The sequence below is a fragment of the Streptomyces sp. DH-12 genome (assembly GCF_002899455.1).
Taxonomy (GTDB): domain Bacteria; phylum Actinomycetota; class Actinomycetes; order Streptomycetales; family Streptomycetaceae; genus Streptomyces.
In genome coordinates this window covers 5,943,764-5,957,002 of sequence record NZ_PPFB01000001.1, presented here as the reverse complement: position 1 = coordinate 5,957,002, position 13,239 = coordinate 5,943,764, and the positions used below count along the sequence as shown (strand labels likewise).

The window sequence follows — 13,239 nt, the reverse complement described above, 5'->3', positions numbered from 1 at the left end:
GTTCATCGTGGTGATCGGTGGAACCCCCGCGGGACGGAGATCCACTACTCAAGTGTCGCTCAGCGGCCGGTGAGACGCCTGGCGTTTTCCAGGTGGGCCGTGAGCTGCTTCTGGATGCGTTCCGTGGCCTCGTCCAGCGCCTTGCGCGTACGTCTCCCGCTGCCGTCGCCCGCGTCGAACGGGTCGCCGAAGACGACGTCGACGCGGGAGCGCAGCGGGGGCAGTGCCTTTATCAACCGGCCGGGCCGGCCGGAACTTCCCAGGACGGCGACCGGCACGATCGGCGCCCCGCTGCGCACCGCGAAGTACGCGAGCCCGGCGCGGATCGAGGCGAAGTCGCCCTCGCCGCGGGTGCCCTCGGGGAAGATGCCGAGGACGCCGCCCTGTCCCAGCACGCCCAGCGCCCGGGAGATCGCCGTGCGGTCGGTGGTGTCCCGGTCGACCTTCACCTGGCCGATGCCGGTCAGGAACGGGTCGAGCGGGCCGACGAACGCCTCCTTCTTGATCAGGAAGTGCGTCGGCCGGGGCGCCACGCCCATGACCATGGGCCCGTCGATGTTGTGCGCGTGGTTGACGGCGAGGATCACCGGGCCGGCCGCGGGGACCCGCCAGGAGCCCAGCACCCGCGGCTTCCACAGCCCGTACATCAGGCCGACGCCGATGCGCCGCCCGACCTCGGCGCCCCGCGGCGAGGGAACGTCGGTCACTTCCCCGCCCGCTTCTCCTCGACGAGGGTGACGACGCATTCGATGACCTGCTGCAGGGTCAGGTCGGTGGTGTCCACCTCGACGGCGTCGTCGGCCTTGGCCAGCGGGGAGGTCTTGCGGCTGGAGTCGGCCGCGTCCCGCTTGATCAGGGCCTCGCGGGTGCTGTGCAGGTCGGCGCCCTTGAGCTCGCCGCTGCGGCGGGCGGCGCGGGCCTCCGGGGAGGCGGTGAGGAAGATCTTCAGGTCGGCGTCGGGGAGCACCGTGGTGCCGATGTCGCGGCCCTCGACGACGATGCCGGTGACGGCGGACGCGGCGATGGCGCGCTGCAGCTCGGTGATCCGGGCGCGCACCTCGGGCACCGCGCTGACCGCGCTGACCTTGGAGGTGACGTCCTGCTCGCGGATCGGTCCGGCCACGTCCACGCCGTCGACGGTGATCGTCGGCTCCGTGGGGTCGGTGCCGGAGAGGATGTCGGGCTTGGCGGCCGCGGCGGCGACCGCGGCCGCGTCCGCTATGTCGACGCCGTTGTTCACCATCCACCAGGTGATCGCCCGGTACTGGGCGCCGGTGTCCAGGTAGCTCAGGCCGAGCTGCGCCGCCACGGCCTTCGACGTGCTCGACTTGCCCGTGCCGGAGGGACCGTCGATGGCGACGATCACGGGCTTGGCGGCGCCGTTTTCCACGGAGGAACACCTTCCTGGTGCGGTGGGGTGGGGTGTGCGGGGCGCGGACACGCCCCGCACCAGATTACTGGCTCCCGGGAACCCCTCCGACATGCGGACGCCCTCCCCCGCCCGGGGGGGACGGGCGGGGAGGAGGGCGTCACTGACGGATCGCCCAGCCCCGCTCCCGCAGCGCGGCCGTGAGGACCGGGGCGGCCTTGGGCTCGACCATGAGCTGGATGAGGCCGGCCTGCTGTCCGGTGGCGTGCTCGATGCGGACGTCCTCGATGTTGACCCCGGCGCGCTCGGCGTCGGCGAAGATGCGGGCGAGCTGGCCCGGCTGATCGTCGATGAGCACCGCGACGGTCTCGTAGACGCGCGGGGCGGAGCCGTGCTTGCCGGGGACGCGGACCTGGCCCGCGTTGCCGCGGCGCAGCACGTCCTCGATGCCGGTGGCGCCCTCGCGGCGCTTGTGCTCGTCGGAGGACTCCAGGGCGCGCAGGGCGCGGACGGTCTCCTCCAGGTCGGCGGCGACGTCGGCGAGCAGGTCGGCGACCGGTCCGGGGTTGGCGGAGAGGATGTCGATCCACATGCGCGGGTCGGAGGCGGCGATCCGGGTCACGTCCCGGATGCCCTGCCCGCACAGCCGTACGGCGGCCTCGTCGGCGTGTTCCAGGCGGGCGGCGACCATGCTGGACACCAGGTGCGGCATGTGGGAGACGAGGGCCACGGCGCGGTCGTGGGCGTCGGCGTCCATGACGACCGGCACGGCCCGGCAGTGAGAGACCAGTTCCAGGGCGAGGTTGAGGACCTCGGTGTCGGTGTCGCGGGTGGGGGTGAGCACCCAGGGGCGGCCCTCGAAGAGGTCGCCGGTGGCGGCCAGCGGGCCGGACTTCTCCCGCCCGGACATGGGGTGGGTGCCGAGGTACGGGGTGAGGTCGAGCCCGCGCGCCTGCAGTTCGCGGCGCGGTCCGCCCTTGACGCTGGCGACGTCGATGTAGCCGCGCGCCAGGCCGCGCCGCATGGCGTCGGCGAGCACGTCGGCCACGTGCGCGGGCGGGGCGGCGACGACGGCGAGGTCCACCGGCCCGCCGGGCGCCTCGTCGGTGCCGGCGCCGAGGGCGGCGGCGGTGCGGGCCTGCTCGGGGTCGTGGTCGGCGAGGTGGACGGCGACGCCCCGCCGGGACAGGGCGAGGGCGGCGGACGTGCCGATCAGTCCGGTGCCGATGACGAGGGCGGTTCTCACTGGGCGATGTCCTTGCGGAGGGCGGCCGCGGCGCCGAGGTAGACGTGGGTGATCCCGGAGCGGGGCTTGTCGGACTCGACGTGCGCGAGGAGGCGGACGACGCGGGGCATGGCGCCCTCGACGGCGAGTTCCTGGGCGCAGATGAGGGGCACGTCGACGATGCCCAGCTTGCGGGCGGCGGCGGCCGGGAAGTCGCAGTGCAGGTCGGGCGTGGCCGTGAACCAGATGCTGATCAGGTCGTCCGTGTGCAGCCCGTTGCGCTCCAGCACCGCGGTGAGCAGGGCTCCGACCTGCTCCTCCATGTGACCGGCCTCGTCCCGCTCCAACTGGACGGCCCCCCGGACCGCGCGTACCGCCACGACGATGCTCCTTGCTGACGTGCGTAAAGGCTGTTCGGTCGTCCAGCGTAGTCAGGGGCGGTCCGGGCCGGCGTGGGGCGACCGCCCGCTGAGACGGGTGGTATGCGCCGCGGGTGACGTTTCGCCGGTATTGCTTCTCCTGTGCCGTGTTCGGTGTCAGGATGCGGCGACGGCGATCCAGGGAGTGACGAGATGACCACACGGGCGACGCGGCGCACCGTCCTGCTCGCATCGGGCGCGGTGGCGCTCGCGGCGGGCTGCGGTTCGGGCGACGGCGGGGGCGGCGAGTCCCCGGACGCGGAGGGGTCCGCCGGGCAGGAGCTGCTGCCGGCCGCGGACGTCCCGGTGGGCGGGGGGCGGATCCTCGGCGCGGAGAAGATCGTGGTCACCCAGCCCGAGCAGGGGGTCTTCAAGGCGTTCTCGGCGGTCTGCACCCACCAGAACTGCCTGGTCTCCGACGTCTCGGACGGCACGGTCAACTGCGTCTGCCACAACAGCCGCTTCAGCATCACGGACGGCTCGGTGGAGCAGGGCCCGGCGACCGAGCCGCTGCCCGAGGAGCGGATCACGGTGGACGGAAACACGATCCGCCGGGCGTGATCCGCCGCGTACGCTCCCGGGCATGCGCCCCGAGAGCCTGGTCACGGACCACACGATCTACGCCTGTGTCATGGGCTCCCGTGCCTTCGGTCTGGCCACGGAGGGCAGCGACACCGACCGGCGGGGCGTGTTCCTCGCGCCCACTCCCCTGTTCTGGGGTTTCGAGAAGCCGCCCACGCACGTCGAGGGACCGGCCGAGGAACAGTTCAGCTGGGAGCTGGAGCGCTTCTGCGAGCTGGCCCTGCGCGGCAACCCGAACATCCTGGAGTGCCTGCACTCCCCGCTGGTCGAGTACGCCGACGCCACCGGCCGCGAGCTGCTGTCGCTGCGCGGCGCGTTCCTCTCCCGCACGGTCCACGACACGTTCGTCCGGTACGCCCACGGCCAGCGCCGCAAACTGGACGCCGACGTCCGCACCCACGGCGCCCCCCGCTGGAAGCACGCCATGCACCTGCTCCGCCTCCTGATGACCGCCCGCGACCTGCTGCACACGGGCGTCCTGACGGTTGACGTGGGCGACCGCCGGGAGGGACTGCTCGAGGTGAAGCGCGGCGAGGTGCCCTGGCCCGAGGTGGAGGCCCGTATGAACCGCCTGACCGCCGAGGCGGAGCGGGCGGCGGCGCACAGCCCCCTTCCGGAGGAGCCGGACCGCCGCCGGGTGGAGGACTTCCTCGTCCGCACCCGCCGCGCCTCAGCCCTCCAGGCGTACCCGCACGAGGAGGTCGTGCAGGGCGTCGTGCCCGCTCGGTGCTCCCGGGAGGGCTGACGCGGCCTGCGCGGCGTCCAGCACCCCGTGCAGCCGCTCCACGTCGGCCCGCGTGCGGTCCCGGTCGACGCCGGCGCTCCCGTGCTCCCGCTCCGCCTTGGCGGCGATCAGCTCCGCGAGGTACGCGGGCGCCTCGGCCACCTCCTCGGCGAGGGTGGGCAGGTGCGCCTGCACCTCGCCGGCCCGCATGAGGTGGATGCCGGTGAGCAGCACGCGGAAGGTGTAGAGCAGCGGTTTCAGCTCGCCGGTCCTCTCGAACAGCCGCCACTGGGTGCTCGCGAAGCCCCGGTAGTGGTGGGCGTGGTGGCCGGTGAGCACTCCGGGTGCGAGCGCGGTCAGCTCCCGGTGCGTCTCGGTGGTGTGCACGACCAGCGGGGACAGCAGCTGTTCGAGGACGTAGCCGTTGCGGCGCAGCATCAGGCGGACGAACTTGCGCAGGTCGTGGGTGACGAGGTCCATCTCGACGCCGTCGCGGTCCCACATCCGGGACCGGGTCTCCTCCGGTTCCCGCAGTCCGACGAGGGCGGCGGCCGGGAGGAGGTGGGCGCCGCGCAGGTCCACGTCGGAGTCGCGGGAGGGGAAGCCGTAGAGGTGCGCGCCGGAGACCGTGGCGAACAGCACCGGATCGGGCTGCTGCTCGATCACCGGGCGCAGGTCGGGACCGAGGGCGGCGGTCACCGGCCGGCGTCCCAGAGCGTGCCGAGGGAGAGCAGCTCGTCGCGGTACTCGATGCGGTCGGCCCAGTCGGCGGGCCAGGCGTCCACGCCGAGGTACGCGCCGGCGAAGGCGCCCGCCAGGCAGGCGAGGGAGTCGGAGTCGCCGGAGGTGCAGGCGGCGCGGCGCAGGGCCGTCAGGGGCTCGTCGACGAAGAGGAGGAAGCAGAGCAGGCCGGTCGCCAGGGCCTCCTCGGCGATCCAGCCCTCGCCGGTGGCCCGGCACGGGTCGGTCTCCGGGGAGACGGTCCGCACGGCTTCCTGGAGGCGGCCCAGGATCTCCAGGCACTCGTCCCAGCCGCGGGCGATGAAGTGCTCCGGGGAGGGGTCCTGGGAGCGGGTCCACAGGTCGCCGAGCCAGGACTCGTGGTAGCGGGTGCGGTTCTCGTAGGCGTAGGAGCGGAGCAGCCCGATCAGGCCGGTCGGTTCGGCGCCCTCCGCGAGCAGCCGTACGGCGTGCGCGGTGAGGTCGGAGGCGGCCAGCGCGGTCGGGTGGCCGTGGGTGAGGGCGGACTGCAACTGTGCGGCGCCGGCGCGCTGTTCGTCGGTGAGGCCGGGCGCCAGCCCGACGGGGGCGACGCGCATGTTGGCGCCGCAGCCCTTGGAGTGGATCTGGCTGGCGTCCTGCCAGGGCCGTTCGTCGCGCGACAGCAGGTGGCAGGCGCGCAGGCAGGTGTTGCCGGGGGCGCGGTCGTTCTCCGGGGAGCGCCACCACTCCACGAACTCCTCGCGCACCGGCCGCTCCAGGCGCTCCGGGGTGAGCGTCCCCCGGTCCATGGCGGCGCGCAGGCCCCGCCCGAGGGCGAGCGTCATCTGGGTGTCGTCGGTGACGATCGCCGGCTTCGGCAGCTCCAGGGAACGCCAGTCGCCGTGGGCGGCGAGGATCGAGGGGACGTCCTTGAACTCGGTGGGAAAGCCGAGGGCGTCCCCGAGGGCGAGTCCGGTGAGCGCTCCGGTCGCGGCGCGCTTGGTGACGGTGGTCGTGGTCATGCGGGACGTCCTTCCGGGGTGGGCCGGAGCAGCGGCGGGTGGAGGGCGGCGGCGGCGCCCGCGCGGTACAGCGCGGCGGGCTTGCCCCGGCCGCCGGTGAGGCGCGCGGCGCCGGGGACGGCCTCGACGAAGCCGGGGGTGGCGAGGACCTTGCGCCGGAAGTTGGGGCGGTCCAGGGTCGTGCCCCAGACGGTCTCGTAGACCTGCTGGAGCTCCCCGAGGGTGAACTCCGGCGGGCAGAACGCGGTGGCGAGACCGGTGTACTCGAGCTTCGCGCCGATCCGGTCCCGCGCGTCGGCGAGGATCCGGTCGTGGTCGAAGGCGAGGTCCCGTGCCGCGTCGTACGGCGTCCAGCGGGCCTGGGCCGCGTCGCCGCCGCCGTGCGCCTCGGGGGCGTCGGGCAGCAGTGCGGCGAAGGCGACGGACACCACGCGCATGCGGGGGTCCCGGTCCGGCTCGCTGTAGGTGCGCAGCTGCTCCAGGTGCGGTCCGGTCACGTCCGTCAGGCCGGTCTCCTCGCCCAGCTCGCGCCGGGCGGCGCGCTCCGCGGACTCGTCGGGCCGCAGGAAACCCCCGGGCAGCGCCCAGCGCCCCGCGTACGGCTCCTGGCCGCGTTCGACGAGCAGGACGTGCAGGGCGCCCTCGCGGATCGTGAACACGGCGAGGTCGACGGTCACGGCGAAGGGCTCGAAGGCGTGCTTGTCGTAGCCGTCCACGACGACCTCCACCCCCTTTAATAGTCGGTGTGACTATTAAAGGGGGTGGAGGCGTGGAAGCACAAGCCCTCGCAGGGCGGACCGTGCGGCTCAGAGGCCGGCTAGAGGTCGACCTCCTGCATCAGCATCCCGACCTCGGTGTTCGACAGCCGCCGCAGCCAGCCCGACTTCTGGTCGCCCAGGGTGATCGGACCGAACGCGGTGCGCACCAGCTTGTCCACCGGGAAGCCGGCCTCCGCGAGCATGCGGCGCACGATGTGCTTGCGGCCCTCGTGCAGGGTCACCTCGACGAGGTAGTTCTTGCCGGTCTGCTCCACCACCCGGAAGTGGTCGGCGCGGGCGTAGCCGTCCTCGAGCTGGATGCCGTCCTTGAGCCGCTTGCCCAGGTCGCGCGGGATCGGCCCGACGATGTGCGCGAGATAGGTCTTCTTCACCCCGTACTTCGGGTGGGTCAGCCGGTGCGCCAGCTCACCGTGGTTGGTGAGCAGGATCACGCCCTCGGTCTCGGTGTCGAGCCGCCCGACGTGGAAGAGCCGGGTCTCGCGGTTGGTGACGTAGTCGCCGAGGCACTGCCGCCCCTCCGGGTCCTCCATGGTGGAGACGACCCCGGCGGGCTTGTTCAGCGAGAAGAACTGGTACGACTGCGTCGCCACGGTCAGGCCGTCGACCTTGATCTCGTCCTTCTCCGGGTCGACCCGCTTGCCCTGCTCCAGCACGATCTCGCCGTTGACCTCGACGCGCGCCTGGTCGATCAGCTCCTCGCAGGCGCGGCGGGAGCCGTAGCCCGCCCTGGCGAGCACCTTCTGGAGCCGCTCGCCCTCCTGCTCGGCGCCCGGGAAGGTCTTGGGCAGCTTGACGTCCTTCCTGCCCGCGTACCGCTCCCGGTTGCGCTCCTCGGCCCGTGCCTCGTACTCGCGGGACGTCGCCGGGACCGAGCGGCCCCGCTGCAGGGGCTTCCTCGGCCCGCCCTTGGCGCCGCCGCGCGCCCCGGGCCCGCGGCCCGACTTGGGTCCCTCCTGGGAGGCGCCGGGGCCCACGTCGTAGCGCCGCTCCTCCGGGCGCGGCTTTTTCGGACGACCGCCCTGCCGGTCGTCGCGGTTGTCGCCGGCACCGCGGTGGTTACCGCGGCCACCGCCACTCCCGCCGCGGCCGCCGCTGTTGCCACCACGGCTCCCGCCGTTGTTTCCGCTGCTGTTCCTGCCGCTGCTGCTTCGCATCAAAGTTCCGTCTTGTCGTCTGCGTCCTCGGAATCCGGGGCGTCCGGATCGAACGACGGCACCCCTTCCCGGGTCTCGGCCTCGATCGCGTCCGCCTCCGGGAGGAAGGGCGCGAGCTCCGGGAGCTCGTCCAGACCGCGCAGGCCCATCCGCTCCAGGAAGTAGTTCGTCGTCGTGTACAGGATCGCACCTGTTTCGGGTTCCGTGCCCGCCTCCGCGATCAGACCCCGCTGCAGGAGGGTGCGCATCACGCCGTCGCAGTTGACCCCGCGCACCGCGGAGACCCTGCTGCGGCTGACCGGCTGCCGGTACGCGACGACCGCGAGGGTCTCCAGCGCGGCCTGGGTGAGGCGGGCCTGCCGGCCGTCCAGGACGAAGCCCTCGACGGCGGCGGCGTACTCGGGGCGGGTGTAGAAACGCCAGCCGCCCGCGACCCGGCGCAGCTCGAAGCCGCGGCCCTGGGCGGTGTACTCGTCGGCCAGCTCGGCCAGCGCGTCGGCGACCTGGCGCCCGGGGCGTTCCAGGATCTTCGCCAGGTGCTCCTCGGTCGCGGGCTCGTCCACGACCATCAGCACGGCCTCCAGGGCCGGCTTCAGGTCGAGCTCCGCCACCGCGCGCGCCCCGGCCGGGGCCCCGCTCGTCTCCTCGCTCACGGTGTCCTCTCCTCCTGGGGCTGCTCGGGCGGCCGGTCGAACTCGTCGGTGACCGCGGGTACGGCGTCCCCGTCGCCGCCGGTCCAGCGGACGGTCAGCTCGCCCAGCGCGCTCTCCTGGTCGAGGGCGACGGCCTTCTCCCGGTACAGCTCCAGCAGGGCGAGGAAGCGGGCCACGACGGTCAGGGTGTCGTCGGTGTCCTCGACGAGCGCCCGGAAACCGGCCTCGCCCAGCTCCTTGAGCCGCGCGACGACGATCCCGGCCTGCTCCTGCACGCTGACCAGCGGGGCGTGGATGTGGTCGACGTACACCTGCGGCTCGGGCCTGGGCTGCATGGCCCTGACGGCGAGCTCGGCGAAGCCCTCGGGACCGATGCTGAGGACCACGTCCGGCAGCAGCTCCGCGTGGTGCGGCTCCAGCCCGACGGTACGGGGGAAACGGCGGGCCTCGTCGTCCAGCCGCCGGCTGAGGATCTCCGCGACCTGCTTGTACGCGCGGTACTGCAGCAGCCGCGCGAACAGCAGGTCGCGGGCCTCCAGCAGGGCGAGGTCGGCCTCGTCCTCCACCTCGGCGGCAGGGAGCAGCCGGGCCGCCTTCAGATCCAGCAGGGTGGCCGCGACGACCAGGAACTCGGTCGTCTCGTCCAGGTCCCAGTCCGGCCCGAGCGCCCGGATGTACGCCATGAACTCGTCCGTCACCTTGGACAACGCGACCTCGGTGACGTCCAGCTTGTGCTTGGCGATCAACTGCAACAGCAGGTCGAACGGCCCCTCGAAGTTCGCCAGCCGAACCTTGAACCGCCCGTCCCCGCCGTCGCCCTCCCCCTCGGACGCGCCGCCCGGCGAGCTCGCCCCGCCCGGCACGCCGGCGTCGTCGGCGGGCGCGTCCCGCCCTGCCGTGGACCCGACCGGCGCGGGCGCCGTCACGGACGGCCGCACGTCGGCGTGGAGCGGCGCGACCGTGCCCCGCTCACCGGCCCCGGCGCGCGGCGCGGTGAGCGGCGTGTCGCTGCCGCCGTGCCCCGCGGCCGTGCCGTCGGACGCCCCTCGCTCACCGGCGGGCGCGGCCTCCCCGGCGGCCGGCTCGGGCTGCGCGACCGCGTTCCCGGGAGCGGGGGCCCCCGCAGCGGTGGAGGCGCCGGCGTCCGCGGACGACCGTCCGGCCGCCGCAGGGCCGCGGGCGGCCCCGCGGCCCAGGGGCCGACGGCGGGGCGGGCCGGCGCCGGGCGCGGGGGCGGCTGCGTCGTTCGAGGTCATGGCCCCCGCAGGCTACCGCTACCGTCCCCGCAGGCGTCGTACGAGGATGCTGGCGTCCCCGCGGCTCTCCAGGTCCGCGAGGACCACGGCGACCGCCTCGCGGACGATCCGGCCGCGGTCGACGGCGAGACCGTGCTCGCCGCGCAGCACGAGGCGGGCGTGCTCCAGGTCCATCAGCTCCTCCGCGGACACGTACACGGTGATCTTCTCGTCGTGCCGCTCGCGGCCGCTGGGCCTCCGTGCCGCGGGCCGTCCCCGCTTGCGCGGCGGCGCGGCGGCCGCACCGTCGGCCGTCGCCGCCGCACGCCGTCCGGCGCCCGCGGCGCCCCGGCTGCGGGACTCCCCGGCCCCGGCCGGTTCCACGTCCGCCGCGGCGTGCTCCGCGCCCTCGCCGTCACCGCCCTGCACGGGCACCGACTGCGGCGCGTCCTCGTGGGCGGCCGCGGCCGCGTCGCCCTCCCCCGCGGGAGCGGGGACCCGGGCGTCGCCCCCGGCGCGCCGGGGGGTGGACGCCTGCAGCGCCATCCCCCCTGTCGTACGGAAGAGTTCGTCGGCCCCCGGCAGACTCACTCGGCGTGACACCGGGCGAGCACCTCCCTGGCGAGCTGACGGTAGGCGGCGGCGCCGACGGAGTTGGACGCGTACGTGGTGATCGGCTCACCGGCGACCGTGGTCTCCGGGAAGCGGACCGTGCGTCCGATGACCGTGTGGTAGACGTGGTCGTCGAACGCCTCGACCACCCGTGCGAGCACCTCACGGCTGTGCACCGTGCGCGAGTCGTACATGGTGGCGAGGATGCCGTCGAGCTCCAGCTCCGGGTTGAGCCGCTCCTGCACCTTCTCGATGGTCTCGGTCAGCAGGGCCACACCGCGCAGCGCGAAGAACTCGCACTCGAGCGGCACGATCACCTTGTGCGCCGCGGTGAGCGCGTTGACCGTGAGCAGGCCCAGCGAGGGCTGGCAGTCGATGACGATGTAGTCGTAGTCGTCCATCAGCGGCTTCAGCGCCCGCTGCAGCGTCGACTCGCGCGCGACCTCGCTCACCAGCTGGACCTCGGCCGCCGACAGGTCGATGTTGCTGGGCAGCAGGTCCATGTTGGGGACCGCGGTCTTCAGCAGCACCTCGTCGGCCGCCATGCCCCGCTCCATGAGCAGGTTGTAGACGGTGAGGTCGAGTTCCATCGGGTTGACGCCGAGTCCGACCGACAGCGCGCCCTGCGGGTCGAAGTCGACGAGCAGCACCCGGCGTCCGTACTCCGCGAGCGCGGCGCCCAGGTTGATGGTCGACGTGGTCTTGCCGACGCCGCCCTTCTGGTTGCACATCGCGATGATCTTCGCGGGTCCGTGGTCGGTCAGCGGGCCCGGGATCGGGAAGTACGGCAGCGGGCGCCCGGTCGGGCCGATGCGCTCACGGCGCTGGCGTGCCGCGTCGGGCGCGAGCGTGGCCGCGTACTCCGGATCGGGCTCGTACTCGGCGTCGGGGTCGTAGAAGTGCCCCTCGGGCAGTTCGTCGTAGTCGGCGAAATGGTTGTGGGGCGCGCCACTTCCGTCGCCGGCCATGGCGTTCACGTGATGGCCATCCATGCTCTGGTGTGCTGGGCGAGTCACTCCTGGAGTTCCGTGACTCTGGTGGGCTGCGAAGGTGCGCACAGCGACGGAGCCGACAGCAGCGAATCCCGCGGACCCCTGGCCCGGCGCAGGCATTCCTGGTTGACCACCCCCGGGAGTAAATGTCGACTCATTCACAAGTCGTCTTACCTCCTTGGTGACCAGGAAACTTCTAGACAGGTCAGCGTGGCACCATGCCGACGGTTGGCGACTCTATGGCGTGTCGGCCGTCCGCAGCAACACAATCCGCCGGACCCGGCCCGATGTGTCGGCATTGGAACACCCCTCTGTCAAGGGCGTACGGCCGTCGCACGGCAGGATTCACGGGTGTACGAATCGGTAGAAGGGTTACGTTCGAGGCGAGTTGCCCTCGAACCAGGACGTGACCATACACACATCCGGCCGGACCTTGGCGCGCAAGGTCCGGCCTGGTGCGAGGCGTTGACGTCCCGAGTTGACGTATCGCCTTTGCGGATCCGTGACTTGGTCGACTTACCGCCCTGTGCGGATCAACCGAGCAGCGAGGCGAGTTCCACGTGCTCCAGCCCGTGCGCCTCGGCGACCTCCTTGTAAACGACCTTGCCGTCATGGGTGTTGAGGCCCTTGGCGAGCGCCGGGTCCCGGCGCAGCGCCTCCACCCAGCCGCGGTCGGCGAGTTCGACGATGTACGGCAGCGTGGCGTTGGTGAGCGCGTAGGTCGAGGTGTTGGGCACCGCACCGGGCATGTTGGCGACGCAGTAGAAGACCGACTCGTGGACCGTGAAGGTCGGTTCGGCGTGCGTGGTCGGGCGCGAGTCCTCGAAGCAGCCGCCCTGGTCGATCGCGATGTCGACAAGGACACTTCCGGCCTTCATCCGGGAGACCAGCTCGTTGGTGACCAGCTTCGGCGCCTTGGCGCCGGGGACCAGCACGGCGCCGATCACGAGGTCGGCCTCCAGGCAGGCCTTCTCCAGCTCGAAGGCGTTGGAGACGACGGTCTGGACGCGCGTGCCGAAGACCTTGTCGGCCTCCTTGAGCTTGTTGATGTCCTTGTCGAGCAGGGTCACGTGGAAACCCATGCCGACGGCTATCTGCGTGGCGTTCCAGCCGGAGACGCCGGCGCCGATGACGACCGCGCGGCCGGCCAGCACACCGGGGACGCCGCCGGGCAGCACGCCGCGGCCGCCGTGGGCGCGCATGAGGTGGTAGGCGCCGACCTGGGTGGAGAGCCGGCCCGCGACCTCGGACATCGGGGCGAGCAGCGGCAGCGCGCGGCCGGGCAGCTCGACGGTCTCGTAGGCGATGGCGGTGGTGCCGGACCCCAGCAGGGCGTCCGTGCACTCCTTGGACGCGGCCAGGTGGAGGTAGGTGAAGAGGGTCTGGTCCTTGCGCAGGCGGTGGTACTCCTCCGCGACCGGCTCCTTGACCTTGAGCAGCAGGTCGGCGGCGGCCCAGACCTCGTCGGCGGTGTCCAGGATCCGGCCGCCCGCGGCGATGTACTCGCCGTCCGGGATCGAGGAGCCGGCGCCGGCGCCGCGCTCGATGACGACCTGGTGGCCGTGGCGCACGAGCTCGTGCACACCGGCGGGGGTGATGGCCACCCGGAACTCGTTGTTCTTGACCTCGCGGGGGATGCCGACCTTCACGTGGATCACGGTCCTTGGCTCAGAGGGTATGGGGATGTCACTACACATACCCGGGCACACACGGGCACACCGGGAGAGACCGCAGGAGATGGTGCGGCAGAGCCAGTCTAATGAAGGTGTTC

At 72.8% G+C, this 13,239-nt stretch carries 15 protein-coding genes; 2 read left to right on the top strand and 13 right to left on the bottom strand.

Features of this window, described 5'->3' with window-relative positions:
- Positions 1-59 precede the first annotated feature (59 nt).
- From C1708_RS25755 to aroH, 4 genes are all read right to left on the bottom strand, one after another.
- Positions 60-746, bottom strand: coding sequence for a lysophospholipid acyltransferase family protein (locus C1708_RS25755; RefSeq protein ID WP_106414922.1), 687 nt, complete (start codon positions 744-746; stop codon positions 60-62).
- On the bottom strand, positions 704-1,390 hold the full coding sequence (cmk, locus tag C1708_RS25750) for a (d)CMP kinase (protein ID WP_106414921.1): 687 nt from the start codon (positions 1,388-1,390) through the stop codon (positions 704-706). The genes C1708_RS25755 and cmk overlap by 43 nt, the downstream gene beginning before the upstream one ends.
- A 139-nt stretch (positions 1,391-1,529) precedes the next feature.
- Positions 1,530-2,615 carry a prephenate dehydrogenase gene (locus C1708_RS25745; protein ID WP_106414920.1) on the bottom strand — a complete coding sequence of 362 codons (1,086 nt, stop codon included), beginning with the start codon at positions 2,613-2,615 and terminating at the stop codon, positions 1,530-1,532.
- Entirely contained in the window at positions 2,612-2,974 is a 363-nt protein-coding gene (gene aroH, locus C1708_RS25740) for a chorismate mutase (protein WP_106414919.1), read from the bottom strand. Before aroH ends, C1708_RS25745 begins: the two co-directional genes overlap by 4 nt.
- A gap of 192 nt (positions 2,975-3,166) precedes the next feature.
- On the opposite strand from aroH, the gene C1708_RS25735 reads away from it, so the two are divergent.
- Together C1708_RS25735 and C1708_RS25730 are read left to right on the top strand one after the other, a co-directional pair.
- Complete coding sequence (locus C1708_RS25735; protein WP_106414918.1) at positions 3,167-3,574, top strand: Rieske (2Fe-2S) protein; 408 nt, start codon at positions 3,167-3,169, stop codon at positions 3,572-3,574.
- 22 nt (positions 3,575-3,596) lie between these two features.
- Positions 3,597-4,340: a nucleotidyltransferase domain-containing protein gene (locus tag C1708_RS25730; RefSeq protein ID WP_106414917.1), complete on the top strand. Its 744-nt coding sequence runs from the start codon at positions 3,597-3,599 to the stop codon at positions 4,338-4,340.
- Here the strand turns inward: C1708_RS25730 and C1708_RS25725 are convergent.
- The 9 genes from C1708_RS25725 to ald form a co-directional block, all read right to left on the bottom strand.
- Complete coding sequence (locus C1708_RS25725) at positions 4,266-5,018, bottom strand: nucleotidyltransferase domain-containing protein (RefSeq protein ID WP_106414916.1); 753 nt, start codon at positions 5,016-5,018, stop codon at positions 4,266-4,268. The two genes, C1708_RS25730 and C1708_RS25725, sit on opposite strands and share 75 nt — an antisense overlap.
- On the bottom strand, positions 5,015-6,043 hold the full coding sequence (locus C1708_RS25720) for an ADP-ribosylglycohydrolase family protein (RefSeq protein WP_106414915.1): 1,029 nt from the start codon (positions 6,041-6,043) through the stop codon (positions 5,015-5,017). Before C1708_RS25720 ends, C1708_RS25725 begins: the two co-directional genes overlap by 4 nt.
- Entirely contained in the window at positions 6,040-6,771 is a 732-nt protein-coding gene (locus tag C1708_RS25715; RefSeq protein WP_198602591.1) for an NUDIX hydrolase, read from the bottom strand. The genes C1708_RS25720 and C1708_RS25715 overlap by 4 nt, the downstream gene beginning before the upstream one ends.
- Before the next feature lie 89 nt (positions 6,772-6,860).
- A complete protein-coding gene (locus C1708_RS25710) occupies positions 6,861-7,976 on the bottom strand; it encodes a pseudouridine synthase (protein ID WP_106414914.1) in 1,116 nt (371 codons plus the stop codon).
- Complete coding sequence (gene scpB / locus C1708_RS25705) at positions 7,976-8,629, bottom strand: SMC-Scp complex subunit ScpB (RefSeq protein ID WP_106414913.1); 654 nt, start codon at positions 8,627-8,629, stop codon at positions 7,976-7,978. Before scpB ends, C1708_RS25710 begins: the two co-directional genes overlap by 1 nt.
- Positions 8,626-9,885, bottom strand: coding sequence for a segregation and condensation protein A (locus tag C1708_RS25700; RefSeq protein ID WP_106414912.1), 1,260 nt, complete (start codon positions 9,883-9,885; stop codon positions 8,626-8,628). The genes scpB and C1708_RS25700 overlap by 4 nt, the downstream gene beginning before the upstream one ends.
- An 18-nt stretch (positions 9,886-9,903) precedes the next feature.
- Positions 9,904-10,410, bottom strand: coding sequence for a hypothetical protein (locus tag C1708_RS25695; RefSeq protein ID WP_241911329.1), 507 nt, complete (start codon positions 10,408-10,410; stop codon positions 9,904-9,906).
- A gap of 41 nt (positions 10,411-10,451) precedes the next feature.
- Positions 10,452-11,588, bottom strand: a complete 1,137-nt coding sequence (locus C1708_RS25690) for a ParA family protein (protein ID WP_106414910.1) — start codon at positions 11,586-11,588, stop codon at positions 10,452-10,454.
- 413 nt (positions 11,589-12,001) lie between these two features.
- Positions 12,002-13,126, bottom strand: coding sequence for an alanine dehydrogenase (ald, locus tag C1708_RS25685; protein ID WP_157951294.1), 1,125 nt, complete (start codon positions 13,124-13,126; stop codon positions 12,002-12,004).
- Positions 13,127-13,239: the final 113 nt, after the last annotated feature.

Coding starts and splice junctions, on each gene's coding strand:
- C1708_RS25755 (WP_106414922.1), bottom strand. CDS start 746: ATGCGTCGTCACCCTCGTCGAGGAGAAGCGGGCGGGGAAGTGACCGAC.
- C1708_RS25735 (WP_106414918.1), top strand. CDS start 3,167: ATGACCACACGGGCGACGCGGCGCACCGTCCTGCTCGCATCGGGCGCG.
- C1708_RS25730 (WP_106414917.1), top strand. CDS start 3,597: ATGCGCCCCGAGAGCCTGGTCACGGACCACACGATCTACGCCTGTGTC.
- C1708_RS25720 (WP_106414915.1), bottom strand. CDS start 6,043: ATGACCACGACCACCGTCACCAAGCGCGCCGCGACCGGAGCGCTCACC.
- C1708_RS25710 (WP_106414914.1), bottom strand. CDS start 7,976: ATGCGAAGCAGCAGCGGCAGGAACAGCAGCGGAAACAACGGCGGGAGC.
- C1708_RS25700 (WP_106414912.1), bottom strand. CDS start 9,885: ATGACCTCGAACGACGCAGCCGCCCCCGCGCCCGGCGCCGGCCCGCCC.
- C1708_RS25695 (WP_241911329.1), bottom strand. CDS start 10,410: ATGGCGCTGCAGGCGTCCACCCCCCGGCGCGCCGGGGGCGACGCCCGG.
- C1708_RS25690 (WP_106414910.1), bottom strand. CDS start 11,588: ATGCCTGCGCCGGGCCAGGGGTCCGCGGGATTCGCTGCTGTCGGCTCC.